At 72.7% G+C, this 24,947-nt stretch carries 25 protein-coding genes and 2 pseudogenes; 16 read left to right on the forward strand and 11 right to left on the reverse strand.

The features are described from left to right. Window positions 1–8: 8 nt before the first annotated feature. Window positions 9–560: an SRPBCC family protein gene (locus AB0M76_RS01945; RefSeq protein ID WP_365951038.1), complete on the reverse strand. Its 552-nt coding sequence runs from the start codon at window positions 558–560 to the stop codon at window positions 9–11. 182 nt (window positions 561–742) lie between these two features. Between AB0M76_RS01945 and AB0M76_RS01950 the strand changes: the two genes are divergently transcribed. The 4 genes from AB0M76_RS01950 (at window position 743) to AB0M76_RS01965 (ending at window position 3,301) form a co-directional block, all read left to right on the forward strand. Next, window positions 743–1,402 (forward strand): TetR/AcrR family transcriptional regulator, encoded by a 660-nt coding sequence (locus AB0M76_RS01950; RefSeq protein ID WP_365951039.1) that lies wholly within the window; start codon window positions 743–745, stop codon window positions 1,400–1,402. A gap of 333 nt (window positions 1,403–1,735) precedes the next feature. Beyond that, complete coding sequence (locus AB0M76_RS01955; protein WP_365951040.1) at window positions 1,736–2,290, forward strand: DUF6232 family protein; 555 nt, start codon at window positions 1,736–1,738, stop codon at window positions 2,288–2,290. After that, on the forward strand, window positions 2,287–2,643 hold the full coding sequence (locus AB0M76_RS01960; protein WP_365951041.1) for a hypothetical protein: 357 nt from the start codon (window positions 2,287–2,289) through the stop codon (window positions 2,641–2,643). Before AB0M76_RS01955 ends, AB0M76_RS01960 begins: the two co-directional genes overlap by 4 nt. Window positions 2,644–2,755: 112 nt before the next feature. After that, a complete protein-coding gene (locus tag AB0M76_RS01965; RefSeq protein WP_365951043.1) occupies window positions 2,756–3,301 on the forward strand; it encodes a YcxB family protein in 546 nt (181 codons plus the stop codon). Window positions 3,302–3,474: 173 nt separating this feature from the next. On the opposite strand, the gene AB0M76_RS01970 is transcribed toward AB0M76_RS01965, so the two are convergent. Beyond that, window positions 3,475–4,380 carry a pirin family protein gene (locus tag AB0M76_RS01970; protein ID WP_365951044.1) on the reverse strand — a complete coding sequence of 302 codons (906 nt, stop codon included), beginning with the start codon at window positions 4,378–4,380 and terminating at the stop codon, window positions 3,475–3,477. Window positions 4,381–4,630: 250 nt separating this feature from the next. Here AB0M76_RS01970 and AB0M76_RS01975 point away from each other — a divergent pair, with 250 nt between their 5' ends. The 6 genes from AB0M76_RS01975 (at window position 4,631) to AB0M76_RS02000 (ending at window position 11,757) form a co-directional block, all read left to right on the forward strand. After that, on the forward strand, window positions 4,631–5,209 hold the full coding sequence (locus tag AB0M76_RS01975; RefSeq protein ID WP_266665632.1) for an NADPH-dependent FMN reductase: 579 nt from the start codon (window positions 4,631–4,633) through the stop codon (window positions 5,207–5,209). Between the two features lie 256 nt (window positions 5,210–5,465). After that, on the forward strand, window positions 5,466–6,449 hold the full coding sequence (locus AB0M76_RS01980) for an NADPH:quinone reductase (protein ID WP_365951045.1): 984 nt from the start codon (window positions 5,466–5,468) through the stop codon (window positions 6,447–6,449). Between the two features lie 102 nt (window positions 6,450–6,551). Further along, the gene (locus AB0M76_RS01985; protein WP_365951046.1) at window positions 6,552–8,102 is read left to right on the forward strand and encodes an MFS transporter; all 1,551 of its coding nucleotides are present in this window, start codon (window positions 6,552–6,554) and stop codon (window positions 8,100–8,102) included. A gap of 276 nt (window positions 8,103–8,378) precedes the next feature. Continuing rightward, window positions 8,379–9,317 carry a hypothetical protein gene (locus tag AB0M76_RS01990; RefSeq protein ID WP_365951047.1) on the forward strand — a complete coding sequence of 313 codons (939 nt, stop codon included), beginning with the start codon at window positions 8,379–8,381 and terminating at the stop codon, window positions 9,315–9,317. A gap of 220 nt (window positions 9,318–9,537) precedes the next feature. Continuing rightward, window positions 9,538–11,406: a C1 family peptidase gene (locus AB0M76_RS01995; protein WP_365951048.1), complete on the forward strand. Its 1,869-nt coding sequence runs from the start codon at window positions 9,538–9,540 to the stop codon at window positions 11,404–11,406. A gap of 18 nt (window positions 11,407–11,424) precedes the next feature. Continuing rightward, on the forward strand, window positions 11,425–11,757 hold the full coding sequence (locus AB0M76_RS02000) for a protease inhibitor I42 family protein (RefSeq protein WP_365951049.1): 333 nt from the start codon (window positions 11,425–11,427) through the stop codon (window positions 11,755–11,757). Here AB0M76_RS02000 and AB0M76_RS02005 read toward each other — a convergent pair. Next, on the reverse strand, window positions 11,732–12,919 hold the full coding sequence (locus tag AB0M76_RS02005) for a DUF418 domain-containing protein (protein ID WP_365951050.1): 1,188 nt from the start codon (window positions 12,917–12,919) through the stop codon (window positions 11,732–11,734). The genes AB0M76_RS02000 and AB0M76_RS02005 overlap by 26 nt on opposite strands. A 145-nt stretch (window positions 12,920–13,064) precedes the next feature. On the opposite strand from AB0M76_RS02005, the gene AB0M76_RS02010 reads away from it, so the two are divergent. Next, on the forward strand, window positions 13,065–13,730 hold the full coding sequence (locus AB0M76_RS02010; protein WP_365951051.1) for a GntR family transcriptional regulator: 666 nt from the start codon (window positions 13,065–13,067) through the stop codon (window positions 13,728–13,730). Next, window positions 13,727–15,025 (forward strand): MFS transporter, encoded by a 1,299-nt coding sequence (locus tag AB0M76_RS02015; RefSeq protein ID WP_365951053.1) that lies wholly within the window; start codon window positions 13,727–13,729, stop codon window positions 15,023–15,025. The genes AB0M76_RS02010 and AB0M76_RS02015 overlap by 4 nt, the downstream gene beginning before the upstream one ends. Window positions 15,026–15,180: 155 nt before the next feature. Here AB0M76_RS02015 and AB0M76_RS02020 read toward each other — a convergent pair whose 3' ends face one another. The 3 genes and pseudogenes from AB0M76_RS02020 to AB0M76_RS02030 form a co-directional block, all read right to left on the reverse strand. Next, window positions 15,181–15,528, reverse strand: coding sequence for a helix-turn-helix domain-containing protein (locus AB0M76_RS02020; protein WP_365951377.1), 348 nt, complete (start codon window positions 15,526–15,528; stop codon window positions 15,181–15,183). Continuing rightward, window positions 15,447–15,860 (reverse strand): annotated as a pseudogene (locus AB0M76_RS02025) (hypothetical protein); the annotation flags it as partial. The pseudogene AB0M76_RS02025 and the gene AB0M76_RS02020, both read right to left, overlap by 82 nt. A gap of 131 nt (window positions 15,861–15,991) precedes the next feature. Then, entirely contained in the window at window positions 15,992–16,822 is an 831-nt protein-coding gene (locus AB0M76_RS02030; protein WP_365951054.1) for a maleylpyruvate isomerase family mycothiol-dependent enzyme, read from the reverse strand. A gap of 149 nt (window positions 16,823–16,971) precedes the next feature. Between AB0M76_RS02030 and AB0M76_RS02035 the strand changes: the two genes are divergently transcribed. After that, window positions 16,972–17,751, forward strand: coding sequence for a carbon-nitrogen family hydrolase (locus AB0M76_RS02035; protein ID WP_365951055.1), 780 nt, complete (start codon window positions 16,972–16,974; stop codon window positions 17,749–17,751). 50 nt (window positions 17,752–17,801) lie between these two features. Here AB0M76_RS02035 and AB0M76_RS02040 read toward each other — a convergent pair whose 3' ends face one another. Further along, on the reverse strand, window positions 17,802–18,305 hold the full coding sequence (locus AB0M76_RS02040) for a hypothetical protein (RefSeq protein WP_365951056.1): 504 nt from the start codon (window positions 18,303–18,305) through the stop codon (window positions 17,802–17,804). 69 nt (window positions 18,306–18,374) lie between these two features. On the opposite strand from AB0M76_RS02040, the gene AB0M76_RS02045 reads away from it, so the two are divergent. Together AB0M76_RS02045 and AB0M76_RS02050 are read left to right on the forward strand one after the other, a co-directional pair. Next, entirely contained in the window at window positions 18,375–19,178 is an 804-nt protein-coding gene (locus tag AB0M76_RS02045) for a hypothetical protein (protein WP_365951057.1), read from the forward strand. Window positions 19,179–19,206: 28 nt separating this feature from the next. Continuing rightward, complete coding sequence (locus AB0M76_RS02050) at window positions 19,207–19,728, forward strand: DUF4240 domain-containing protein (RefSeq protein WP_365951058.1); 522 nt, start codon at window positions 19,207–19,209, stop codon at window positions 19,726–19,728. Here the strand turns inward: AB0M76_RS02050 and AB0M76_RS02055 are convergent. Beyond that, complete coding sequence (locus AB0M76_RS02055) at window positions 19,725–20,279, reverse strand: Uma2 family endonuclease (RefSeq protein ID WP_365951059.1); 555 nt, start codon at window positions 20,277–20,279, stop codon at window positions 19,725–19,727. The genes AB0M76_RS02050 and AB0M76_RS02055 overlap by 4 nt on opposite strands. 151 nt (window positions 20,280–20,430) lie before the next feature. Here AB0M76_RS02055 and AB0M76_RS02060 point away from each other — a divergent pair, with 151 nt between their 5' ends. After that, window positions 20,431–22,269, forward strand: coding sequence for an NHL domain-containing thioredoxin family protein (locus AB0M76_RS02060; RefSeq protein WP_365951060.1), 1,839 nt, complete (start codon window positions 20,431–20,433; stop codon window positions 22,267–22,269). A 44-nt stretch (window positions 22,270–22,313) separates the two neighbouring features. Here AB0M76_RS02060 and AB0M76_RS02065 read toward each other — a convergent pair. From AB0M76_RS02065 to AB0M76_RS02075, 3 genes and pseudogenes are all read right to left on the reverse strand, one after another. Next, window positions 22,314–22,628: pseudogene (locus AB0M76_RS02065) on the reverse strand (hypothetical protein); the annotation flags it as partial. A gap of 134 nt (window positions 22,629–22,762) precedes the next feature. Next, on the reverse strand, window positions 22,763–24,055 hold the full coding sequence (locus AB0M76_RS02070; protein WP_365951061.1) for a M18 family aminopeptidase: 1,293 nt from the start codon (window positions 24,053–24,055) through the stop codon (window positions 22,763–22,765). A gap of 101 nt (window positions 24,056–24,156) precedes the next feature. Then, on the reverse strand, window positions 24,157–24,906 hold the full coding sequence (locus AB0M76_RS02075; RefSeq protein WP_266995937.1) for a hypothetical protein: 750 nt from the start codon (window positions 24,904–24,906) through the stop codon (window positions 24,157–24,159). Window positions 24,907–24,947 lie beyond the last annotated feature (41 nt).

Consider the following 24,947-nt stretch of genomic DNA (forward strand, 5'->3'; position numbering starts at 1 on the left):
GAGGAAGCTCAGGAGCCGGTCGCGCGCAGTTCCGTCTCGATGACGACCTTGATGCGCTCGAGGGTCGCGGCGAGGTCGCCGGCCACCTTCTCGCCCCACTCGGCGAAGAACTGCTGCTTCTGCTCCTCGTCCATCTCGGCGGTGATGCCGCGGATCCCCTCGGTGGCGGAGCCCATCCGGAAGTGGTGGACCAGGAGGCTCTCCTTGCCGTCCGGCTCGATGGAGAAGCCCCAGACGCTGTCCTGCTTCTCGCCGGAGCTGTTGTGCATGGCCCACTGGAAGGTCCGGCCGGGCTCGGCGGCGACGACCTCGGCGTGCGTCGTCCACTTGCCGCGCACCACCGGCGCCCAGGAGACGACGTCCTCGCTCCGCTCGTTCTCGCCGCGGAACACCGAGCCGACCGCGCCGGGGGCGCCGGTGGTCCACTCCCCGCCGAGGCACTCGGGGCTCCACTCGCCGCTCCGGGCCAGGTCGCTGACGACGGCGTACACCTCGGCCGGCGCGGCGGAGACGTGGATCTGGGCCCGGGACCGGAAGAGGGGAGTCTGGGCGTCGCTCATGGGGGTGACCTCCTGTTGCTGAACTGTCTCGAGTGCTTGCTTGCCGACTTCAACTGCGGCGCTCGGCGCCTTGTTTGGCGCCCTCAGCTAGATGAACCATACAGTTCAGTTCAACTGAACGCAACGGTACAGTTCAGTTGGGTCCTAGACTGGGCCCGCACCTTCGAGGAGTAGGGATCGACATGACCGCAAGGATCAGCGCCACCGAAGCCCAGCAGCAGCCCGTTCCCACCGGCGCGCGCGCAGCGCGCAAGCGCGAGGCCATCCTGGAGGCGGCCCGCACGGTGTTCCTGCGGGAGGGCTTCGGAGCCGGAGTGGACCAGCTCGCCGCAGAGGCCGGCGTCTCGAAGGTCACCATCTACAACCACTTCGGCAGCAAGGAGAACCTGTTCAACGCCGTGATCGGGCAGACGCTCGACGAGGCGCTGGAGGTGGCCCAGTCGGTGATCCAGGCCCGGCTCGCCGAGTCGGACGACGTCCGCACCGACCTGCTGGAGGCCTGCCGCACCTGGGTCGCCGGCCTCACCACCCCGGAGGTGCTGGCGCTGCGCAACGTGATCGCGGGCGAACGCCACCGCTTCCCGGAGCTCGGCGCCACCTGGCAGGAGGAGGGCCCGGGCCGCCAGCACGCCGCCCTGGCCACGGCCCTGGGCCGCCTCGACGACCGCGGCCTGCTGCGCATCCCGGACATGGAACTGGCCGTCCTCCAGCTCTCCGGCCTGGTCCTCTCCCCCCACCTGGTCTACGGCGCCTACGGCACGGCCCTGGACGAGGACCTGGCGGAACGCCTCATCCAGGGCGGAGTGGACATGTTCCTCCACCACTACGGCGTGAACCCGTAGCCCGGCCGGGGGCCTTGCGCGCGGACCTCGGCGAGACGCCAGCCGGCGCCCCCGTCAGCCCACTTGGCGCGCCGAGATCTTGCCCCGGCCCCCTGCCGCCAGGGTTAATGGATGGTCGCCGGTCGATGACACGGCACCACCTTGCAGACCAGGGGGACACAACACATGGAGAACTCGCAGCCGACGGGCGGAGCGCCGCAGGCGCCGCAGCCCGCCGGGTCCCGGAACGCGCCGCAGTCCGGGCAGGCGAACGGTTCCTTACCCGCGGGGCCGAGCGCCCCGCCTCCGCCGCCCTCGGCGCCGCCTGCGTCGGCGCCCGCGTCGCCGCCTTCGATGCCGCCGCAGGGCCACGGCATCGAACTCCGCATCAGCAGAAGGATCCTGTGGGTGGGCGGCGCCGCCTACCCGCTGGAGAACATCGCCCGGGTGTACACCTTCACCCTGCACCCCAGGCGCAAGGACGCCACGATCCGCTTCCTGAGGAACCTCGCCGTCGTCCTGGCCAGTGCCTTCGCCCTGACCATCCTGGCCGGTCTGACATCGCTCGCGGACCGCGACGCGGCGGAGACCATCCTCAGCTTCGTCTGGCTCGGTGCGGCAGCTGCCTTGGTCTGGTCCCTCGTGGAGTGGGGGGCGGTCCTGACGGCTTCGTCGCACTACGTGCTGGCGGTCGAGACCTCGGGCCCGTCGATAGCGGTGGTCACCAGCAAGGACCCCGGCACACTGCACCAGCTCGTCGGCCAGATCACCCACGCCATCGACAACCCGGACACCGAGCTCTACGGGGTGCGGGTGGACACCATCGTGATCAACCCGAGGAACTACCACTTCGGCGACAACGTCAACATGTACGGCGGTTCCAACAACGTGGGGATGGGGACACGGTGAGCGGCGACAACTACTACTTCGGCGACAACGTCAACATGACCGGCGGCACCGGCAACACCGGCATGGTGAAGAACGTGGGCGCCCCGGCCGCCGCGGCCGGACCGCATCCGGAGCTGCCGGCGGCCGTCGATGAGCTCCGCCGTCTGATCGGTGAGCTGCGCGCGCAGCTCCCGCCGGCGAGCGCCCAGGTGCTGGACGCCGCGCTGCCCGCCGCCACCGGCGAGGCGCCGGTCCCCGCGGAGTCGCGGCAGAGCGCGCTGATGTCGATCGCCGGCATCGCCGCCGTGGTCGGCCCGCTGGGCCGGCCGATCGTCGAAGCCGTGACCAGGATCCTCGACCTGCTGGCCGCCTGACCCCAGCGTCGTGCCGGGGCCGGCCCCGCCCAGCCCCGGCACGAGCGCCACCCCGAGACCGGGCCGGACGCCGATGAGCTCGGTCGCGTGGGGTGTCGTACTCTCCGCTGTCATGGACATGGATCAAGCGGGGTGTACCGAAGCCGTCGCCCTGGGCGCCGCGCGGTTCGACTACGCCCCGGCCGCCGCGGACTACGACAAGGCCATGTGGCGGTTCAGCCTCCGGACGCGGCCGGGACTCACCGGTTCGCTGCTGCTGCCCGCAGTGTTCGCGGCCGCTGCGTTCCTCGTACGGGTGGTGGCGTGGCACTTCGACGAGGGTCAGATCATCATCGCGGGCGTGTGCTGCGTCATCGCCCTGTTCGCCGTGCGCCAGTGGATGCGCAGGTCCCGGGTTCGGGGTCAGTACGCGGCCCACGCGGCCCGCGGAACCTGCCGCACCACGCTCACCGAGGAGGGGCTGACCACCACCGGCCCGGACGGGGAGGGGGACGGTGCGGACTGGAGCGCCTACCCGTGGTGGTTCGAGACGCCCGAGCTGTTCGTCCTCACCGGAAGTCTGGAGCACTTCTTCGTGCTGCCCAAGCGCGGTGCGGCCGACCCCGAAGACCTCGTGCGGGCCCGTGCCTTGTTCGCACGGCACCTTCGGCGCATCTGAGCAAGTGCCGGTCGGCGCCGGTCGGTGCAGGGACAGCCAGGTGATGCCGGCGGTGGCGGTCGCGGCGGCTGCGGCCAGTGCGGCCGGCTTCCAGCGGCGGAGGGTGTGGGGAAGGCATCCCGGCAGATCGGCGACCGGGGGCGCCCGGGTTCGGCGGCGCCCCCCCGTTGTGGTCAGTCCTCGTAGCGGCCCAGGCGGTCCGCCGCGTAGTCGTCGAAGGCCTGGTCGATCTCCTCGGGGGTGTTCATCACGAACGGGCCGCTGCGGAAGACCGGTTCGCCGATCGGCTCGCCCGTCAGGAAGAGCAGGTCGGCGCCGACCGGGCCGCCCTCGACGCGCACCGTGTCGCCGTCGTCCCCCAGGACCGCCAGTTCGCCGTCGGCCAGCTCGCTCGAGGCGACCCTGCCGCTGCCGGACAGGACGTACACCGCCGCGTTGCGGCCTGCCGGCGCCGGGAGTTCCGCGCTCGCACCCGGGGCGATCGACGCGTGCACGACCGTCACCGGGACCTGGGTGTCGAAGGGGCCGGTCACGCCGAGCACCGAGCCCGCGATGACCTTGAACCAGGAGCCGTCCAGGTTCCGGACCACCGGGATCTCCGCAGCGCCGTGGTTCTGGGTGCGCGGCCGCAGCCCCTTGCGGGCGGCGGGCAGGTTCACCCAGATCTGCAGGTTGTGCTGGAGGCCCCCGGCCGCGCGGAAGGCGTCGGTCGGCTGGGCCGAGTGCACCACGCCCGCGCCCGCCGTCAGCCACTGCACGGCGCCGGGCGGGACGACCCCGCGGTTGCCGGTGGAGTCCGCGTACTCGATGTCGCCCTCCATCACGTACGCGATGGTCTCGAAGCCGCGGTGCGGGTGGTCGGGGGCGCCCTTGGGCTCGTCCGGGCCGAGGTCCACCGGGCCGACCTGGTCGACCATCAGGAAGGGGTCCAGCTGCGGGATCTGGGGCGTGGGGAAGGGTCGGCGGACCGGGAAGCCCTCGCCTTCCAGGGTGTGGACCGGCTGCAGTACGTCGATCACCGAGCGGGTCGCAGGCGTGGTCGCGGTGGTGGTCCCGACAGCGGAAACGTGCGTGGTCATGATGCCTTCTCTCCCTCGTGAATGAACCGTACAGTTCAGTTCAGTTCGATGTCAGTTATACGGGAGGGCCCGTCCTCGATCAAGTCCTGCGGACCGACCCGCCCGCGGATAACTGACAGATACCGCTCACCGCCGTTGTCGGTGCATCCCGTGCGCGGCCAGACTCCTGCTCATTCACCGACGTTCACCTCGCAGGGGCATGCCGGATTCGGCATTCGCTGCGCATGTCACCTTTGCGGAAGGACAGTTCATGCCCGAGCTCAAGATCCTGGCCATCTCCGGCAGCCTGCGGGGCGCCTCCTACAACAGCGCCCTCGTGCGCGCCGCCCAGAAGTTCGCCCCCGGTGACCTGGCCATCGAGATCTACGAGGGCCTGCGCGACATCCCGCCCTACGACACCGACCACGACGTCGAGCCCGCCCCGGTCGCCGTGGCCGACCTGCGGCGCCGCATCGCCGAGGCGGACGGCATCTTCATTGCCACCCCCGAGTACAACTACGGGATCCCCGGTGTCCTGAAGAACGCCCTGGACTGGGCGAGCCGCCCGGCCCTCAACTCCTCGCTGACCGGCAAGCCGATCGCGATCGCCGGCGCCGCGCAGACCAACTTCGGCACCGTGCGCGCCCAGCTCGCGCTGCGCCAGATGTTCCTGTGGACGGACTCCAAGGTCGTCGGCAAGCCCGAGCTCATGATCTTCCGCGCCCAGGAGCGCTTCGACGACGCCGGCAACCTGACCGACGAGACCACCGTCGAGATCCTGCAGGGGCTGCTCTCCGCGCTCGGTACGAAGATCCGCGAGACCCGCGCCAACGCCGCCGCCAACCTCTGATCGGTCCCCGCCGATCCGTCCCGCCGATCCGTCGGCTGATCCGCCCCACCGGCCGGAGTCGCCAGCTCCTGCACGTTCCCCCCTCTCCGAAGGGCCGCTCACACCCCCGTAGCGGCCCTTCGGCCTTTCCCGGATCCGGTACGGGACCCCGTGCGGGACACCGTACGGACCCCGTCCCCGCATCCCGCCCCCGGGAGTTGACGAAGCCTTCGCGGTGCTGTGCGCGAACCCCGGCCAGCCTTGCGAGGATCGCCTCATGCGTGCAGCTTTCATCGAAGAACTGGGCCCCGCCGAGAACATCCGCTACGGCGAGATGGCCCCACCGGCCCCCGGCCCGACGGATGTCCTGGTCGAGGTCGAGGCGGTGTCCGTCAACCCGGTGGACACCTTCGTGCGGTCCGGGCTGTTCCGCACCCCCGTCGAGTTCCCCTTCGTGATCGGCCGCGACCTGGTCGGTACGGTCGTGTCGGCCGGTCCCGGAGCGGCGGGTTTCGCCCCCGGCGACCGCGTCTGGTGCAACAGCCTCGGCCACGGCGGCCGCCAGGGCGCCGCCGCCGAACAGGCCGTGGTCCCGGCCGACCGTCTCTACCGGCTGCCCGCCGCCACGGACGCCGCCGAGGCCGTCGCGGTCGTGCACCCCGCGGGCACCGCGTACCTCGCCCTGTTCACCCACGGCCGGGTCCGCCCCGGCGAGACCGTGCTCGTCGCCGGCGCCGCCGGGAACGTGGGGAGCGCCCTGATCGTCATGGCCGTCGAAGCCGGCGCCCGGGTCGTCGCCACCGCCGCTGCGCGAGACGCCGAGCACTGCCGGGCGCTGGGCGCCGAGACCGTCCTCGACTACAAGGACCCTGAACTGATCGCCCGCATCCGCGAGTTCAGCCCGCAGGGCATCGACGTCCACATCGACACCTCGGGTACGAACGACCTGGCCGCCGCCGTCGAACTCCTCGCCCCCCGCGGGCGGATCGTGCTCCTCGCCGGCGCCCGCTCCCAGCCCGTCCTGCCCGCCGGGCCGCTCTACATGAAGGACGGCTCCGTCGTCGGCTTCGTGATCTCGCACGCCACTTCGGCCGAACTCGCCGAGGCCGCCGGGTCGATCAACCGCCTGCTGGCGAACGGCAAGCTGCGCGCCCGCTCCGTCGAGCGGGTCCCCCTGTCGGAGGCCGCCCGTACGCACCGGCGTATCGAGGACGGCGAACTCCACGGCAGCCGCGTGGTGTTGCTGCCGAAGGAGTCCTGACGGCTGAGGAGCCGGCAGACCTGACGGCAGACCCGTCGGCAGACCTGACGGACTGGCCTCGCGGCGCCTCCCGCCGCTGACGGCGGCTGCCAGACTCGCGGCATGGACGACTCCCCAGAGGCCCCGGCCCAGGCCCAGGTGAAGGCCCATGCCCCTGCCCACGCCGAGCCCCTGGCCGCCCCGCCTCCGCGGAACACCTGGGCGCGGTTCGCGATCCTCGGCGCCCTGCAGCTCATGCTCAACGCCTCCGTGTCGGTGACGTTCGCCGCCGGTCCGGCCATGCAGCGGGAACTCGGCCTGAGCCGGATCGACCTCATCATCGACAGCGCCGCGTACGGCCTGGCCTTCAGCGGGCTGCTGCTGCTCGGCGGGCGGCTCACCGACCGGATCGGGCAGCGCCGGCTGTTCACCCGGGGCACGGCCCTGTTCGCCGTCGCCTCCCTCGCCGCGGCGCTGGCCCCCAGCTCGCACACCGTCCTCGCCGCCCGCTTCCTCCAGGGCTGCGGGGCCGCACTCGCAGCCCCCGCGGCCATGGCCCTGCTGCGGATCGTCTTCCCCGAGGGCAGGGCCAGGGCCACCGCGCTGGCCCGCTGGGGTCTGCTGGCCAGCCTCGGCGCCGCCGTCGGCATCGTGCTCAGCGGGGCGCTCGTCGCCTGGCTGAACTGGCGGTGGAGCTTCGGACTGCTCGCCGCCGCGGCCGTGGCCGTACTGGCCCTCACCCCCCGGTCGCTGCCGGCCGGTCCCGCGCCCGTACGGGTCCCCGTGGACCTCCTCGGCGCGGTGCTCGGCACCCTCGCGCTCTCCACCCTCGGCTACGGCTTCGTGATGGTCGGCCCGCACGGCTGGGCCGCGCCGCAGGTCCTCGCCCCGCTCGCGCTCGGCGCGGTCCTGCTCGCGGTGTTCGTCGCCGCCCAGCAGCGCGTCCGCGCCCCCCTGCTGCCGCCCGGCTTCCTCGCCTCGCGCTACCGCGCGACCGCGCTGGTCTGCGCGCTGCTCGGCCCGGCGATCGGCGCGAGCACCGCCTTCCTGCTGGCCCTCTACTTCCAGCAGGTACGCGGCTATTCGGCGCTGCAGAACGCGCTGGCCTTCATCCCGTACAGCGCGATGCTGATCGGTGTCGGCTTCGTCGCGGGCCGGATCGTCGCCCGCCTCGGCATCCGCGCGGTGGCGGTGGGGGGACTGGCGGTCATCGCCGCCGGCCTCTTCCTGATCGGCGGCGTGGGGCTGCGTACGGGCTCGACGCCGTACGTCCTCGCGGGCCTGGTCATCCTGTCGGCCGGCATCGGCACGCTGATGTCCGCCGCGGTGCCGGGGGCCGTCAGCGGTGTCCCGGAGGAGCAGTCCGCACTCGCCGGGGCGGTGGTCAACACGGCCATCCTGGCCGGGCCGACCATCAGCCTGGCCCTGATCACCTCGGCCGCCGACGCCCGGACGGCCTCCCTGCTGGCCGCCGGGGACCCGGCGGCCGCGACGGGCGGGTACGCGTTCGCCTTCGAGGCTGCTTGCGCGGTGTTCCTGCTGGCCATCGGCCTGGCGCTGTACGGGCTCGCGCCCGCCCGCCAGGCCCGGCGCGGCGACGGGATCGACCAGCTCGGTCACCCCGGCCCGAGGGCCGCCGACCGGCAGGCAGAGCGCTCCTCCACTCCGGCCTGACCAAGGGGGGCAGGCCGGGGGCCCCACAGCCGCCGCGATCACTCAGGGTGAGGGTGTCACGAGGGTGCAGCACACCTGAAGAGTGAAGCGATCTGTGCAGGTCACAGGTGTGGGTACGTCGAATTCAGGGCGTTTCGCCGGGGTGTGTGCGCCGGCCTCCGGTTGCCGGATGTGACGCAGTGGCCGTGAGTGGACAGGGGCAAGTCCCGTGCCCCCGACATGTCCCGTGTCCCCACGTCCCATGTCACCGCTCTGCCTCTGAACAGGAGAGAGATCTTGCACCGCATCACCCGCTACACCCTCCCCGCTGCCCTCTGCGTGACGCTGCTGTCCGCGTCCCCCGGTCTGGCGGGTGCGGCCAACGCCCCCGCCAGGCCGTCGGCGCCCGTGGCGAAGAAGTCCATCCCGGGTACCGAGGCGCTGACCGCGCAGGTGCAGGCCCTGGGCTCGGCAGGCGTGCTGATCACGCCCGTCACCAACTTCCTCGGGGAGGTCCTCAAGTCGCCGGACGGGAAGCTCCCGGAGGCGGACCTGGCCGCGCACAAGCAGAAGATCGACGCAGCGCTCGCGGGCCTGAAGCAGACGTTCGCGGCGGTTGCCCCGGCCGCCCCGGCCGCGCCCACCGCACCCCAGGCCCCGGCCAAGCCCCCGGCCGTCGCCCCGGCGGCTCCGGTGGTCCTGCCGAAGCCGCCCGCGGAGGTGGCGAAGCCCCCGGTCGAGGCGGCGAAGCCCCCGGCGGAGGCGGCGAAGCCCCCGGCCGCGGTGGCGAAGCCCCCGGCTGACGCAGCGAAGCCGCCGGCGGAGGCCGCCAAGCCCCCGGCCGACGCAGCGAAGCCGGTGGAGGTGGCCAAGCCCCCCGCCGTAGTGGCCAAGCCCCCGCTCGACATGGCCAAGCCCCCCGCCGAGGTCGCCAAGCCCGTCACCCTCCCGGCCGCGGCCCCGGCGCCCCTGCCCGCCGTCGCCCCCGTCTCCGCGCGGGCTGCCAGGGCCGGTGCCCCCCTCGACCTCGTCGCCGCCGCGGTCGACCACCTCAAGGCCTCCGTCGACGAAGTCGCCAAGGCGGCCGGCCCCTGCGGCTGCACGACCGACGCCAAGGACAAGGCCACGGACGTCGTGAACGACCTCGGCACCACCGTGGTCGCCCTGTTCACCGGTCTCGGCCTGCCCGGCATGCCGGCGGCGGCCCCGGCCCCGGCCCCGGACCCGGCCGAGTAGCTCCGCGCCGAGCCCCCGTCCGCCCCCGGTGTCCCTCCGACACCGGGGGCGGACGCGCGTACCCCGTACGACCCCCTGTGCGACTGCGCGACCTCGCGGACACCCTTGACGCGCCCCGCCCCCGGATGGACGCTCCCGGATCTCGCATCCGAACGGTTGCAGCTGGGGGGCCGGTATGCCGGAGCAGTCTGTCGAGCCTGAGTCCGATTCTGTCCAGACGGTGGGGGAGCTGCGCGCGCAGCTCGTGGAGCACGGAGCGCGCTGGTCCGTCATCGAGCACCTCGCCGACGGGGAGACCGTGCCCCGGCCCTCCCTGGGCCTGGAAGCCGGGGCGAACCTCACGCCCGCCGAGGAGGTGGGCGCCGTCGATCTGCGGGGGCTCATCGGGCACGAGAGCGGCAATCCGCACCTCACCCGGCGCCGCGCCGCCCACGGGCTGCTGCCCGAAACGCAAGGCGGGCCGGTCGTCGGAGCCCGCCCCGCCGCCGTCGACTGGCGGGCCCGCTGGGGCTGGCCCTGGATCACCAAGGTCAAGGACCAGAACCCGTGCGGCTCCTGCTGGGCCTTCGGGGCCGCGGGCCTCGTCGAGTCCATGGCCCGCATCGAGCACAACGTCTGGGCGGAGCGGTCCGAGGGGGACGTCCACGACGGTCTGAAGTTCACCTGCGGCCAGGGCTCCAACCCCGAGACCGCCCTCGACTGGGTCAAGACCAACGGCGGCCTCGCCGATCCGGACTGCTGGCCCTACTCCCCGCCCCCCTCCACCGTCCCCGCCGACCGCCGCGACGCCTGGCGCGCCGAGTACACGCCCAGCTGGGACCGGTCCGGCCGCACCGTCCGGATCACCGACTACGTCCGCCTCGGCGACGTCGAGCAGCAGAAGGTCTGGCTCGACACCGTCGGCCCGCTGACCGCCTGCTTCGACGTGTACGACGACTTCTTCGGCCTCGGCTCCGGCGTCTACCACCGCACCAGCGACCGCCTCGCGGGCGGCCACTGCGTGCTGATCGTCGGCTACGACGACGCCGCCGGCTGCTGGCTGTTCAAGAACTCCTGGGGGACGGGCTACCACGTCGGCGGGTACGGGCGGATCGCCTACGGCGAGGTCAAGATCGACTACTGGGCCAAGTGCGGTCTGCGCGGTACCAACATCGACCCGTGGAGCAAGCGCCGCCTGCACACCGGCAACGTCTACGAGAGCGGCAACGGCCGCGCCCACCGCAACTTCGAGATGCTCGCCACCGCCGGCGGCGGCCGCCTCCAGCACTGGTGGCGCGAGGGCGACGCCCCCTTCCCGTGGGCCCGCGCCCGGAGCTATGCGAACGACGCCTCCGGCCAGCCCGCCTTCACCGGCACCACGTACAACCGGAACATGGAGTCCCTGCACGTGACCACCGGTGGCCGGCTGCGCCACTGGTACTACGAGCAGTCCGCCGGCGTCTGGCGCGACGGCGGCGCCTTCGGGCCGGGCGACGCCGCGATCGGCTCGACCCCGGCGTTCATCCAGAGCGACTACGGCAAGCCGGGCAACTTCGAGGTGGTCGTCCGTACCGCCGACGGCCGCCTCAACCACTGGTGGCGGATCAACGGCGCCCCCTGGACCTGGAACGACGGCGGCCGCTTCGCCTCCGGCATCGCCCATTTCGGGCCCGCCCTCGTCCAGACCCGCAGCCGCCACCTCGACCTCGTCGCCACCCGTACGGACGGCCGCATGCAGCTGTGGTGGCGCGACGACCCGAACGGGTTCGCCTGGCGCCCCGGGGAGGTCTTCGGCAGCGGGATCACCTCCGCGCCCTGCCTGATCGAGGCGCAGTACGGGGCTGCCGACGAGGACACCGCCGGGAACTACGAGCTGTGCGCGGTCGTGGCGGGCGGCCGCATCGAGCACTGGTGGCGGGGCAACGCCTCCGGCTCCGCCTGGAGCCGCAGCGCCGCCTTCGGCCACGACGCGCTCGCCGTCACCGGGATGCTCCAGGGCAGCTTCGGGTTCAACCTGGAGGTCATCGTCCTGCGCACGGACCGGCAGCTGCAGCACTACTGGCGGGACAAGGCAGGCTGGCACGAGGGGCCGGTGATCGGCCCCGCCTGAGCCGGGAGGTCGTCGCGGGTGGAAGTACGCAAGGTCGCTTTCGGCGCCGGTGAGTCGTACGAGCTGCGGCTCACCGGGCGCGGGGCGCGCGGGTACGTGTGGACCTGGCAGGTCACGGGGGATGCGGACGCCGTCTCGGTGAGCGATGTGAGCGACGTGGGCGAGGCCCCGCCGCCCGCGGACGTCCTCCCCGGCGCCCCGCTGGAGCGTACGTACGTCGTCCAGGGCCGCTGCCCGGGCGGGCGGGCCCGGATCCGCTTCGCGCAGATCCGCCCGCCCTACCCGCAGGAGGCCCCTTACGACGAGTTCGTCCTGGAGGTGGAGGTCACCGGCGGGGGCCACCGACGCTGAGCGCCCAGTGCTGTACGGCCTCCAGCGGGCCCCGGTCGAAGCGGCGCAGCCAGAGCCGGGAGCCGGCGATCAGGACGAGGCTCACCGCCGCCCACAGGCCCATCACCCACCAGGGCCCGCTCCCGCCCAGCCGGTCGGCGAGGCCCAGCCCGATGCCGTAGCAGAGCAGCATGCACAGCAGGTTCTGGCCGACGTAGCACGACAGGGCGGTCCGCCCGACGGAGCCGAGGGCGCCGGCCCCGGGCACCCGGAACCGGTCGAGGGCGCAGCCGATCAGGCCGATGTACCCGACGGCGATCAGCGGGGCGATGCCGTACCGGCCCAGGGCGAAGAAGTCGTGGCCCCCGAGCGCGGCGGCGGTGCCCAGCGGCAGCCCGAGGCCGAGGCCCCAGGCGGCCATCCGGACCCGGATCCGGCGCCCGTCGGCGCTCGCTGCGAAGGCGCCCGCACGGTGCAGCCGGACTCCGAGGAGGAAGAGGAAGACCAGGAGTCCGAAGGAGAAGACGGGCTCGATGCGCAGCGCGAGGGCGTGGTCGAGCCGGAACGCGATCTGCTCGAGGTAGCCGCCGTGGGCGTACAGCCGGACCGCGGCCGGATCCGGGGACTGCGGCGGCCCGGATTCCGGCTTCGCCAGGTTCCCGAGCGTCACGAGGCCGGCCAGCGCCAGGTGCAGCCCGCCCGCGGTCCACATCGCCACCCGCCGCACCCTCTCGGAGCGGGCCAGCAGCCAGGCCACCAGCAGGGCGGTGACGGCGTACCCCATCAGTACGTCCCAGGCGAAGATCAGGACGAAGTGGACGGTCCCCTCCAGGAACAGGAACGCGGCCCGCCGCGGGTAGCGCCCGGGCCACGGCTCGCCGCGCCGTGCGGCGGAGTCGTACTGGATGGCCAGGCCCACCCCGAACAGGATCGTCAGCAGGGACAGGAACTTCCCGTCGGCGAGGAACCGGAACACGGTCTCGGCGATGTTGGCGGCGGACGGGTCGGCGACCGGGTCGGGCAGGTCCAGGCCGCCCTGGAGCACGCCCCACTCGGAGCCGGGGGAGGCGAAGATCCAGACGTTGGTCATGAGCGTGCCGAGGATGGCGGCGCCGCGCAGGACGTCGAGGAGCGGGAGCCGGGTCGAGGTCACCGCGGGGGCGACGAGGGTCGTGTGAGCCATGACTTCAGCGTCCCGGCGCGCGGGGCCCCGTACGTCCTGCGGGTGGACGAAGCCCAGGTACATCCTTCGATGCAGTGGCGCGGGGCGGCGGTCCACATCCCGGACGGGACGACCGGTGCATCCCTCATGTATCTATCCTGTGCGCATGCCGCCAGCCGCACCCCCCGCCCCGACCGCCACCACCGCTGCCGAACGCGTCTACCGACACGTCAAGCAGGCCGTGCTGATGGACCGCCGCTACGAGGGCGGCACCCTCCTCACCGAGGGCGAACTCGCCGACGCCGTCGGGGTGTCCCGCACGCCGGTCCGCGAGGCGCTGCTGCGGCTGGAGACCGAGGGACTGCTGAAGCTGTACCCGAAGAAGGGCGCGCTGGTGCTGCCGGTCTCCGCGCAGGAGATCACCGACGTCATCGAAACCCGGCTGCTGGTCGAGGAGTTCACCGTACGCAGGGCCGTGCCGGCACCGCCCGGCCTGCTGGAGCGGCTCGCCGGACTGCTGGAGGAGCAGCGCCGGCACGCCGCCGAGGGCGACCTCGCGGCGATGATGGCCGCCGACCGGGGCTTCCACGCGGAGATCGTGCAGAGCGCCGGGAACGCGATCCTCTCCCGCCTCTACGACCAGCTCCGCGACCGGCAGCTGCGGATGGGCGTGGCCTTGCTGCACGCGCACCCCGAGCGCGTGGAGCGGACGCTGGCCGAGCACGCGGAGATCCTGGAAGCGCTGCGGGCCGGGGACGCGGAGACCGCGGCCGCCGCCGTACGGGGCCACGTGGGCCGGGTCGAGGCCCTGGTGCGGGGGCCGGGCCGGTGACCGGGCCCGTGGTGTTCAAGGATCCTCCGGGGGGCCGGAAGGCGGTGACGGTCTGGTCCATCGGCGTCGCGGTCTACTTCGTCGCGGTGATCTTCCGTACCAGCCTGGGCGTGGCCGGACTGGAGGCGGCGGACCGCTTCCACGTCAACGCCTCCGCCCTCTCGACCTTCTCCCTCCTCCAACTCCTGGTCTACGCGGGCATGCAGATCCCCGTCGGCCTGCTGGTGGACCGGCTCGGCACCAAGAAGGTGCTGACGCTGGGCGCGGTCCTGTTCACGGCCGGCCAGATCGGCTTCGCGCTCTCGCCCTCGTACGGGATGGCCCTCGCGGCGCGCGCCCTGCTGGGCTGCGGCGACGCGATGACCTTCATCTCCGTGCTGCGGCTGGGCACCCGGTGGTTCCCGGCCCGGCGCGGCCCGCTGATGGCGCAGCTGGCGGGCCTGGTCGGCATGGCCGGCAACCTGGTCTCCACGCTGGTGCTGGCCCCCGTCCTGCACGGGGTCGGCTGGGTCCCGGCGTTCGCGGGCAGCGCGGTGGCGGGTGTCGTCGTACTGATCCCCCTGGTCCTGTTCCTGAAGGACCACCCGGAGGGCCACGAACCGCCGGCGTCCCCGGGCGGCGGCGGGGGCTTCGTACGGCGCCAGATCCGGGACTCGTGGAAGGAACCCGGGACCCGGCTGGGTCTGTGGGTGCACTTCACGACCCAGTTCCCGGCGATGGTGTTCCTGCTGCTGTGGGGGATGCCGTTCCTGGTCGAGGACCAGGGGTTGGCGCGGACCACCGCGGCGGGGCTGCTGACGCTGGTGGTGGCCTCGAACATGTGCTTCGGCCTCCTCTACGGCCAGCTGATCGGCCGCCGCCAGTCGGCCAGGATCCCCCTGGCGCTCGGCACGGTCGCCCTCACGGCGGTGCTGTGGGCCTCGGTCCTGGCCTACCCCGCCCCCCACGCCCCGATGTGGCTCCTGGCCACGCTGTGCGCGGTGCTCGGTACCTGCGGTCCGGCGTCGATGATCGGCTTCGACTTCGCCCGCCCGGCGAACCCGGCGGAACGCCAGGGCACCGCGTCGGGCATCACCAACATGGGCGGCTTCCTGGCCTCGATGACGACCCTGCTGGCGGTCGGCCTCCTGCTGGACGCCACCGGCGACGACTACCGGATCGCCTTCTCGTCGGTCTTCGCGGTCCAGCTCCTGGGCCTGACCCAGATCCTCCGCCTCCGCCCCCAAGCCCTGACCGCGGAGCGCACCCGCCAACCGGCTACGCCGACCCGCACATCCAGCCCCGCCGGCGTTTGAGGCCGGGGGAGGGTCCGGGGCGGAGCCCCGAAAGCCCGGGTGCAGCCCGGGGTCCGCTTGCGCGGCGGCGCGGCACCCGAAGCCGGTCCGGCCCCCGGCGGGGCCTGGCGGGACAGACCCCCGTCCAGTCCCGCCCGGCCCGGGCCATGCCGACCCTACGGCCGTGCAATGCCCCCGGATGTGCCTGCTGCGCACGGCCCGTTGATGTTGCGCGCAAGCGAAAGGGCTTCCCGAACCGCCCAGTGCCGGAACTCGGTGGGGCTCGTCCCGTACGCCTCCCGGAACACCCTGCTGAACACGGAGGCGTTGGTGAACCCCCACCGCCGCGCCACGGTGTGGACGGGGCTGGTGAGCAGCCCGTGGCGCCGCGCAGCGGCAGCGCATCGCGCGGGAAGGACAGGACGATCGCCCGGATCCGGCCCCCCTCCACATCCGGGACGGCGTCCGACTCCATCGGCATCGAGGTGTCCCAGAGCACCATGTCCCTGGTGAACAGACCCGATTCGCCCCGGTTCTGGGCGAGCGACATGGCCCCGGTGGTCACGAGCCCCAGCTGGTACTGCTCGGGATCGCTGCGCCGCACGTGGGCGGCGGTGCGCTGCGAGCGCAGCGAGCTGAACTCGAACGACGACACCTGCACGCCGCCGAGGTCCAGGACGGACGCCTCGGCCCAGAAGTCCCGTACGCGTTCACTGCGGATCGCCGTGGGCACGAGCTCCTGCGCGATCACATCGGTGAACCAGTCGAGCCGCTCCGGCGCCGGTACCGCGGCAGCCGACATCCTTGACCACACCCCCGGAAACCTCCTTCTCCTGCTGTGCGTTGTCCCGCCCATGACATGGACGTGACATTGACAGGAGCGGTTCTCGGCCGCGGTGAGAGGCGAGAGGGGGCCGTCGTGAGGGACGGGCGAGCGGGGGCGGGCGGTGGGCGGTGGGCGCCGTGCGCAGCCGGGCCGCCCGGCGGCTACGGGGTGACGGCGAAGTTCGCCAGGATGGCCGCGGCCAGCTCCGGGTCACCTTCCGTCTTCACCCGGTCGGCCACGGTGTGGGGCCGGACCCGCCCCGCCGCGAGGCGGACGTACGTCTCCCAGTCCATGGTCAGTGTCACCGCCGGCCCCAGCGACGGCGTCCCGTCCACCGTCCCGCGCCCCTCCGCGTCCACCCGTACCGTCCGCATGAACTCCACCGGACCGTGCACGTCGATCACCACCGCCGAGTTCGCCAGCGCCCCCGCCAGCTTCGCGACCACCTTCGGCAGCCCGGCCAGCAGGATGTCCCGCGCCACGTACGCCCCCGGCGAGTCCCAGTTCCCCGGCACGCCCAGCGTCGCCCGCAGATCCTGCTCGTGGATCCACACGTCGAACGCCCGCAGCCGCAGCGCGAGCTCCAGCGTCACCTGGTCGCCCAGCGGCCCCCGCACCATGGTGTCCGGATCCCGCTTCTCGTTGCGCAGCTGACGCGACCGCCGGATGATCGTGTACTCGAGCTCCGAGGTCATCTCCGGCGCGGTGTGGTGGCGCCGGACGTCAACCTGCACCTCCATGTACCGGCTGAACTCGTCGACCACGTGCCGCAGGTCCCTCGCGACGGTGTGGATCGGCCGCGGATCCCCCAGCTGCTCGCATTCGATGCCGATGATGTGTGACACCACATCACGGACGGACCAGCCGGGGCACGGCGTCGCCCGGTTCCACTCGCCTTCCGTCAGGGGGAGGACCAGCTCGGATATCGCCTCGATGGAGTGCGTCCACGCGTCGGCATAGGGCTGGAGGCTGGGATGCGGCTGGACGGTCAACGGGACCCCTCGCGTGCTGTTCAGTGGCGCGTTTTCTGGAAGCGTGTGGACTGCTTCCAAAACTACGCTGCCGGTGAGCACCCCGGCAGTGCTTTCGTGTGACGATCGTAGGCCCGAGTTGACGGCTTGAATGCCAGGACGGTGGTACTGTGCGCGCCTCGCTGATCCAAATCGCGGTGACCGACGGGGAGTCGGTCGCTTCCCGACGTGCCCGGGTGGCCGATCTCGTACGGGATCAGGCCGGCTCGGATCTGGTCGTCCTGCCCGAACTGTGGACGGTGGGTGCCTTCGCCTACGAGCAGTTCGAGACCGAGGCCGAGCCGCTGGACGGCCCGACGTACGAGGCGATGTCCAAGGCGGCGCGCGACGCCGGGGTCTGGCTGCACGCCGGTTCGGTCGTGGAGCGCGCGGGCGACGGCTCGCTCTACAACACCGCCCTCGTCCTCTCCCCGTCCGGCGAGCTGGCCGCCACGTACCGCAAGATCCACCGCTTCGGCTTCGACCAGGGCGAGGCCGTGCTGATGACGGCCGGCGACTCCCTGACCACCGTGACCCTGCCGGAGCAGGTCCTCGGCATCGCCACCTGCTACGACCTGCGCTTTCCCGAGCTGTTCCGCGGCCTGGTCGACGCCGGGGCCACGACGATGGTCGTGGCCGCGGGCTGGCCGGCCCGCCGCCGCGCCCACTGGACCCTGCTGAACCGGGCACGGGCCGTCGAGGACCAGTCGTACGTCGTGGCCTGCGGGCTGGCCGGTACGCACGCGGGCGTCGAGCAGGCCGGGCACAGCCTGGTGGTCGACCCCTGGGGCGAGGTCCTGGCCGAGGCGGGCCCCGCCGAGGACGTCCTCACGGTCGACCTGGACCCGGCAAAGGTCGCCGAGACCCGCGACCAGTTCCCGGCCCTGAAGGACCGCCGCCTGGGCCGGTAGACCTCGACCCCGACCCCGACGCCGAAGTCCTGCCCGGTCCGGCCGTGTCGTCAGTCGACGGGCCGGAGTGCCCGCTCGGAGCGCAGCGCCGCCCAGGCGGCCACGGCGGCCACGGCCGCGACGCCGCCGAGGGCGAGGCCCCCGGTCAGGGGCGACGGGTCGGGCGGGGCCTGATTCCAGAGGTACAGCTGGTACTGGGCCTTTGCGGGCAGGCCCAGCAGATCGGCGATCCAGCGGTGCGGCAGGAAGGGCGCCGCCGGAAGCAGCATGAGTGGCGCGGTCACCAGCAGGGGGCCGATGCCGAGCGCGAGGGTCCCGATGACGCTGCGGAGCAGGGCCGCCGCGAGGGCGGCCAGGGAGATGAAGAGGACCTGGACGAGGAGGGCGGCGGCGATCGCGCCCGCGGCCTGGCCCCAGGTCGCGGTCTCGACGGGCAGGCCGCTGACGTCCGGTTCCGTGCCCTCGACCAGGGCACGAGGTAGTGGTAGCGCAGTAGGGAGAGCCGCTTGCGGCGGATCACCGCGAAGCGGCGCTCTCCCTCCAGCAGCCGTCACCAAGGGTCGGTATTTTGTCCCGAACCAGGTATTTCATGCCCGCATCGATGCCCGCGATAGGTTGCCGCCATGCCTCTCCTCTACGTGACCGACCTGGCGTACCCGGCGCGCGGCCGCCGGTACTGCGACGAGGACATCCTCCTCACCTCCCGCCTGCGCGAGCACTTCCCGCTGGCCCTGTGTCATCCGCTGGACGCAGCGGGCATGATGACGGGCTTCGACGCGGTGATCGTCCGCAACAGCGGCCCGGTCCTGCACTACCAGGAGGCGTACGACTCCTTCCGCGCGGCCGCCCGCGCCGCCGGCACCCGCGTCTACAACCCGCTCACGGGCCGCGGCGACATGGCGGGCAAGCAGTACCTCCTCGACCTCACCGCCGCCGGCTACCCGGTGATCCCCACGATCGACGACCCCGCGGACCTCGCGCTGCTCCCCTCGGTCCCCTCGTACGCGGTGAAGCCGAAGCAGGGCGCGGACTCCATAGGCCTGACCTTCACCCCGCACCCGGCCGGCCCGGCGGGCGAGAACCTCATCCAGCCGCGCATCGACTTCGCTTACGAGGTCTCCTTCTACTTCGTCGACGACGCCTTCCAGTACGCCCTCTACGCCCCGGACCCGGCCCGCCGCTGGGAGCTGAAGCCGTACGAGGCCACGCCGGCGGACCTCGACTTCGCCCGCAGCTTCATCGAGTGGAACACCCTCTCGCACGGCATCCAGCGGGTGGACGCCTGCCGCGCCCCCTCCGGCGAGCTCCTCCTGGTCGAGCTCGAGGACCTGAACCCGTACCTCTCCCTGGACCTCGTGCCGCCGCCGGCCCAGGAGGCCTTCGTCACCGCTCTCACAGAATCCCTTCACTCCTTCCTCACCGTCTGATGTCAGAGGCAGATGCCACGCTTCCCCCATGGACAAGCAGACGTTCTGGAAGCTGATCGAGACGGCCCGGTCCGAGGCCGAGCCGGACCAGGTGGCGGCCCGCGCCTCGGAGTTGCTGGCGCGCTGCCCCGAGGCCGAGATAGCCGCCGCCCAGCAGGTCCTGTGGGACCTGCTGGCGGAGTCGTACCGCAGCCCCCTCTGGGTCGCGGCCTACATGATCAACGGCGGCTGCTCGGACGACGGCTTCGACTACTTCCGCGGCTGGCTCCTGACCCAGGGCGAAGAGGCCTTCGCCCGCGCCCTGGCCGACCCCGACTCCCTCGCGGAGCACCCCGCGGTCCGCGAGGCGGCGGCGGAGGGCCTGGAGCTGTGGGACGAGGAGGCCCTTTCGATCGCCTGGACGGCGTACGAATCGGCCACGGGCCGCGAACTCCCGTCGGACTCCTTCACGATCAGCTACCCGCCGCTGGACCCGTCCTGGGACTTCGACTTCGACGACACGACGCAAACCGCCCCCCGCCTCCCCCGCCTGAGCGCCCTCTTCGACTAGAGCCCGCTGGTGTCGAGGTCGAGGCCGAAGGGCGCCGGCAGGTGGACCGTCTCTCCGAACGGGTGCGGCCCGTCGACCTCCGTGTAGCCGAGCCGCCCCGGCCCGGCGAACAGGGTGACGGTCTTGTCGAGCCGGTCGACCAGCAGGTACAGCGGCGCACCGTACTCGGCGTACCGCTTGCGCTTGACGACCCGGTCGGTCTCGGCGTTCGACTCCGAGGTGATCTCGACGATCAGGAGCGTCTGGTCGGGAAGCAGGGAGGAGCCACCGTCCGCCAGCTCATCCGGGACCACCGCGATATCGGGCACGTACCAGTTCGGCGACCCGGGCAGATCGAGGTTTCCCGAGCCCTCGACGCAGCCGAGTTCGTCCACCCGTGCCTCGATCTGCCGCCGTACGAGCTTCGCAGCCCGCTCGTGGTCCCAACTCGGCGTCACGTTGTCCACGACCCCCTCGATGATCTCCGTGCGGTCCCCGACCCAGTGCTGGATGGCGTACTTGAGGGCGTGCTCGGGATCGATCCCCTCGCTGTAGTCGTGCGCGGTGGTCATGCCGGACGCCTCCTCCGTTGCCTGCAGCCAGCGTCCCACGGTGCCCGCCCGGCCGTCGTCACCCCCACGGGTGGCATATGCCGGGCGGGCGGCTGAGGGCGCTTCGCACGGGTGTGACCGGGAGTTCACGGGCGGATGGCAAGCTTGAAGCATGAACGATGCCGCCCCGGCGCACACCCCCGCGCCCCGCCGTGCCCGTGTCCGTGCCCCTGAGCTGATCGGCAAGGGGGGCTGGCTGAATACAGGTGGCAAAGAGCTCACCCTCGCCGACCTGCGGGGACGGATTGCGATCATCGATTTTTGGACCTTCTGCTGCATCAACTGCCTGCACGTCCTCGACGAGCTGCGGGAGCTGGAGGAGAAGCACCGCGACACCGTCGTGATCATCGGGGTGCACTCGCCGAAGTTCGTGCACGAGGCCGAGCACGCGGCCGTCGTCGACGCCGTCGAGCGGTACGAGGTGCACCACCCCGTGCTGGACGATCCCGAGCTGGCCACCTGGAAGCAGTACGCCGTGCGGGCCTGGCCGACGCTCGTCGTGATCGACCCCGAGGGGTACATCGTCGCGCAGCACGCCGGTGAAGGGCATGCGCATGCCATCGCGCGGCTCGTGGAGGAGCTCGAGGCCGAGCACGAGGCCAAGGGGACGCTGCGGCGCGGCGACGGGCCGTACGTGGCGCCCGAGCCGGTGGCGACCGACCTGCGGTTCCCCGGGAAGGCGCTCGCGCTGCCGTCCGGGAACCTGCTCGTGTCGGACTCGACGCGGCATCAGCTCGTGGAGCTCGCCGCCGACGGCGAGAGCGTCGTACGGCGCATCGGCAGCGGGGAGCGCGGGTTCGGACCGGACGCCTTCAGCGAGCCCCAGGGGCTGGCGCTGCTGCCCGACGGGTCCGTCGTCGTCGCCGACACCGTGAACCACGCGCTGCGCCGCTTCGATCCCGCGACGGGCGCCGTCGAGACCGTCGCCGGGACCGGGCGGCAGTGGTGGCAGGGGTCGCCGGCCTCCGGGCCGGCCCTGGACGTGGACCTGTCCTCGCCGTGGGACGTGGCCTGGTGGCAGGGCAGGGTGTGGATCGCCATGGCGGGCGTCCACCAGCTGTGGACCTGGGATCCGGAGACCGGGACCGTGGCCGTCGCCGCGGGCACGACCAGCGAGGGCCTGCACGACGGCCCCGCGCTCGAGGCCTGGCTCGCGCAGCCCTCCGGGCTCGCGGCTGCCGGGGACCGGCTGTGGATCGCCGACTCCGAGAACAGCGCCCTGCGGTACGTGGAACCCGGGGGCGAGGGGGCCGACGGGTACGCGGTACGGACCGCCGTCGGAACCGGCCTGTTCGACTTCGGGCACCGGGACGGTGACGCCGGCCAGGCCCTGCTCCAGCACCCGCTCGGGGTGACCGCCCTGCCCGACGGCTCGGTCGCGGTGTGCGACACGTACAACCACGCCCTGCGCCGCTTCGACCCGGCGACCGGCCAGGTCTCCACGCTGGCCACCGATCTGCGGGAGCCCAGCGACGCCGTGCTGGTCGGCGAGGACATCGTGGTCGTCGAGTCCGCCCGGCACCGGCTGACCCGGCTGCGGCTGCCGGAGGAGGCGGTACGGGTCGATGCCGTCGCCCACCGCACCCAGCGGGCCGCGACCGAGGTCGCCCCGGGCACGCTCCGGCTCGACGTGGTGTTCCAGGCGCCGACCGGGCAGAAGCTCGACACCCGCTACGGGCCTTCGACGCGGCTGCTGGTTTCCTCGACCCCGCCGGAACTCCTGGTGGAGGGCGAGGGGGCCGGGACGGACCTGTTCCGGGAGCTGGCCCTGAACCCGGACGTCACCGAGGGGGTCCTGCACGTCTCCGCCATGGCGGCCTCGTGCGACGACGACCCGGCCAACGAGTACCCGGCCTGCCACGTGCACCAGCAGGACTGGGGCGTGCCGGTGACCGTCACGGCGGAGGGCGCGAACCGCCTGCCGCTCGTCCTTGCCGGCATGGACGCATAGCGATGGCCGGCCGGGCCCCGCAGCGGGGCCCCGGCCGGACGGGCTCAGTCCTCGTGCTTCCCGTGCTTCCCGTGCTCCGGCTTCTCGTTCTTCTCGACGTCGGCGACCAGCAGGTTCGGGTCGACGCCCGTGAGGAAGGCGGCGCTGGGGACGTAGACCCTGTGGTGGCGGACCGCCACCGAGGTGGGGCCGGACAGGCCGTCCTTCCCGGTCAGCACGACGGTGTGGGTGCCGTCCGGCCGGACCAGGGCGAGCTCGCTGTCGGTGTTGTTCAGTGCGGCGAGCACCGTCTTGCCGTGCCCGGAGAACGCGAAGTCGTCGATCCCCGTCAGCCCGGTGGCGTGCGTCCTGATCGTCCCCAAGGGCGGAACCCAGCACAACATGACGGAGTGTCACGATAGGTTCATCGCACCGCGTCGGCGCCTCAGATCGACCCGCCCGGCCGAAGCCCGCGCCGCCTCCCTGGTCCGGGAGGCGGCGCGGCCGCACGGCGTCAGCCCTCCAGGAAGGCCACCAGCGCGTTCGCGAGCAGGTACGGGTCGTCCGCACCGCACAGTTCGCGGGCGCTGTGCATCGAGAGGATCGCGACGCCGATGTCCACCGTCTGGATCCCGTGGCGGGCGGCCGTGATCGGGCCGATCGTCGTGCCGCAGGGCATCGAGTTGTTCGAGACGAAGGTCTGCCACGGCACGCCGGCCCGCTCGCACGCCGCCGCGAACACCGCGCGCCCGCTGCCGTCCGTCGCGTACCGCTGGTTGACGTTGACCTTCAGGATCGGGCCGCCGTTGGCGCGCGGGTGGTGCGAGGGGTCGTGCCGCTCCGCGTAGTTGGGGTGCACGGCGTGGCCCGTGTCCGCGGACAGGCAGATGGTGCCCGCGAAGGCCCGCGCGCGGTCCTCGTACGTGCCCCCGCGCGAGAAGACGGAACGTTCCAGCACGTTCCCCAGCAGCGGTCCGTCCGCGCCCGTGTCCGACTGCGAGCCGCTCTCCTCGTGGTCGAACGCGGCCAGCACCGGGATGTGGTCCAGTTTGCCGGCGGTCGTGACGGCGGCCAGCGCCGCGACGCCCGCGTGCACCGAGAGCAGGTTGTCCATCCGCGGGCCGGCCACGAGCTCGCGGTCGCGCCCCAGGTACGACGGCGGCTCGATCGAGTGGACCATCAGGTCCCAGCCGGCCACCGAGCCCCGCGGCAGGCCCTCTTCCTCCTCCAGGAAGGCGATGAGGTCGCCCTCCCGGACCTCGCCCAGGCCCCAGATCGGCTGCATGTGGCGCTGCTTGTCGAGCTTGAGCCCGTCGGTGTTGACCGACCGGTCCAGGTGCACGGCGAGTTGGGGCACGCGCAGCAGCGCGCGGTCCACGTTCACGAGCCGCTCGCTGCCGTCGCGCAGGCTCAGCCGGCCCGCCAGGCCCAGGTCCCGGTCCAGCCACGTGTTGAGCAGGGGGCCGCCGTAGATCTCGACGGCGATCTGCCGCCAGCCCTGTGAGCCCGTGTCAGGCAGCGGCTTGACGCGGAGGTTGGGGGAGTCGGTGTGTGCGCCGACGATCCGGAACGGGGTGTGCGCGGTCGCGCCCTCCGGGACGAACCAGGCGATGAGCGCTCCGCCGCGGAGGACGAACCGGCCCCCGCTGCCCGAGTCCCAGGCGTCCGTTTCCGACAACTGCCTGAAGCCTGCCTTTTCCAGCCGCTCGGCCGCGTTGGCCACGGCGTGGTACGGCGACGGACTGGCCGTCAGAAAGGTCATCAGATCGTCGGTGTGTCCGCGGTCGAAGCGGGCGGGAGAGCTCATGTGGTTCACCTTAACGACGGTCGTGTTCGCCATGGTCGGACTGCGGCGGATGGCCGAAACGCCGGGGCCGCGGGCTGTGTGGTCCACTTCCCGGCGGCTTTTCAGCCCGGCGGGCGCTCGAATCGGCGCTGCAGCTGCCTGCGCTCGCCCCGGCGGATGCGCGGGAGCATCTCCGGGGCCGTCGCGGAGCGCTGCGCGCGTCTCTTGCGTCCGGCGCAGAAGATACAGGCCTCACCGGGCGGCGCGTCCGGATCGATGGGTGCGCCGGGGTGCTCGGAGCAGCCGGAGGCGTTGCGTGGCCGGGACAGTTCGCGAGCCACGATGAACGCCCGGTGGAGATCGTCCGCGATCCGTACGAACTCCTCGGCGGGGGAGGAGAAGCCCAGGTGGAAGCGGCGGTCCTCGACGGTGCGGAGGTGGTCGCGCAGGGCCTGCAGGGTGTACGGGGGGTCGGGCACGGGATAGCCCAGCCGGCGCTGTTCCCCGGCGGGCGGGGCGGCGGCGGCCGCGCGGGCGCCGCGGGCGCCCTGGGCGCGCAGCCCGAGGCGGCGCCGGTCGTTGCAGATCAGGCAGCGGCCCCAGCCGTCGGGCGCCTCGGGGTCGAGGGCCCCGTTGGGGTGCTCGGAGCAGCCGGTGTAGCTCTTGGCGGGGGCGAGCCCGGCGGCGGTCTGGAAGGCGGTGTAGAGGGCGTCGGCGACGGCCTCGTACTCCGCGGGGTGGGCGCCGTCGTACAGCTCCCGCAGATGGTCGCCGAGGCTGCCCAGGGCAGCCTGCAGCTCCTTGAGGGCGTACGGCCGCCCGGTCGGGACGGAGTACCCCCTGCTGTTGCCGTGCTGCTCTGCTGGGCTCATACCTACGAGCGTCCCATGAACCACCGACAACCTGTGAATGC

The sequence above is a fragment of the Streptomyces sp. NPDC051364 genome, assembly GCF_040682115.1.
Lineage (GTDB): Bacteria > Actinomycetota > Actinomycetes > Streptomycetales > Streptomycetaceae > Streptomyces.

Coding starts and splice junctions, on each gene's coding strand:
- AB0M76_RS01945 (WP_365951038.1), bottom strand. CDS start 560: ATGAGCGACGCCCAGACTCCCCTCTTCCGGTCCCGGGCCCAGATCCAC.
- AB0M76_RS01950 (WP_365951039.1), top strand. CDS start 743: ATGACCGCAAGGATCAGCGCCACCGAAGCCCAGCAGCAGCCCGTTCCC.
- AB0M76_RS01955 (WP_365951040.1), top strand. CDS start 1,736: ATGCCGCCGCAGGGCCACGGCATCGAACTCCGCATCAGCAGAAGGATC.
- AB0M76_RS01965 (WP_365951043.1), top strand. CDS start 2,756: ATGGACATGGATCAAGCGGGGTGTACCGAAGCCGTCGCCCTGGGCGCC.
- AB0M76_RS01970 (WP_365951044.1), bottom strand. CDS start 4,380: ATGACCACGCACGTTTCCGCTGTCGGGACCACCACCGCGACCACGCCT.
- AB0M76_RS01975 (WP_266665632.1), top strand. CDS start 4,631: ATGCCCGAGCTCAAGATCCTGGCCATCTCCGGCAGCCTGCGGGGCGCC.
- AB0M76_RS01980 (WP_365951045.1), top strand. CDS start 5,466: ATGCGTGCAGCTTTCATCGAAGAACTGGGCCCCGCCGAGAACATCCGC.
- AB0M76_RS01985 (WP_365951046.1), top strand. CDS start 6,552: ATGGACGACTCCCCAGAGGCCCCGGCCCAGGCCCAGGTGAAGGCCCAT.
- AB0M76_RS02005 (WP_365951050.1), bottom strand. CDS start 12,919: ATGGCTCACACGACCCTCGTCGCCCCCGCGGTGACCTCGACCCGGCTC.
- AB0M76_RS02010 (WP_365951051.1), top strand. CDS start 13,065: ATGCCGCCAGCCGCACCCCCCGCCCCGACCGCCACCACCGCTGCCGAA.
- AB0M76_RS02045 (WP_365951057.1), top strand. CDS start 18,375: ATGCCTCTCCTCTACGTGACCGACCTGGCGTACCCGGCGCGCGGCCGC.
- AB0M76_RS02050 (WP_365951058.1), top strand. CDS start 19,207: ATGGACAAGCAGACGTTCTGGAAGCTGATCGAGACGGCCCGGTCCGAG.
- AB0M76_RS02055 (WP_365951059.1), bottom strand. CDS start 20,279: ATGACCACCGCGCACGACTACAGCGAGGGGATCGATCCCGAGCACGCC.
- AB0M76_RS02060 (WP_365951060.1), top strand. CDS start 20,431: ATGAACGATGCCGCCCCGGCGCACACCCCCGCGCCCCGCCGTGCCCGT.
- AB0M76_RS02070 (WP_365951061.1), bottom strand. CDS start 24,055: ATGAGCTCTCCCGCCCGCTTCGACCGCGGACACACCGACGATCTGATG.
- AB0M76_RS02075 (WP_266995937.1), bottom strand. CDS start 24,906: ATGAGCCCAGCAGAGCAGCACGGCAACAGCAGGGGGTACTCCGTCCCG.